The following is a 403-nucleotide window of genomic DNA, read 5'->3' as shown; positions in this document are numbered from 1 at the left end:
TACCGGTGCCCAGGGCAGTCAGGGTGGTCTCGGGGCGCAGGGCAGTCAAGGGGACGCCGGGGCGCAGGGAAGTCAGGGGACTGCGGGAACCCAGGGCAGCCAGGGCAGCCAGGGCGGTGCCGGAAGTCAGGGCAACCAGGGCGGTACGGGTTCGCAGGGCAGCCAGGGCGACGCGGGGGCGCAGGGAGGTTCGGGCAGTCAGGGCGGTCTGGGGGCGCAGGGCAGTCAGGGAGACGCCGGGGCGCAGGGAAGTCAGGGGACTGCCGGGACCCAGGGCAGCCAGGGCAGCCAGGGCGGTGCCGGGGCGCAGGGCAACCAGGGCGGTACGGGTTCGCAGGGCAGCCAGGGCGACGCGGGGGCGCAGGGAGGTTCGGGCAGTCAGGGCGGTCTGGGGGCGCAGGGC

General features: G+C 75.9%; 1 protein-coding gene. It reads right to left on the bottom strand.

The genetic code is table 11. The features are described 5' to 3' along the window. A partial coding sequence (locus ACZ4M3_RS18975) for a hypothetical protein (protein ID WP_467734034.1) occupies window positions 1-403 on the bottom strand: 403 nt, incomplete at both ends.

The sequence above is a fragment of the Streptomyces sp. NPDC026522 genome (assembly GCF_055567555.1).
This window is presented reverse-complemented; position numbering and strand designations above follow the sequence as displayed.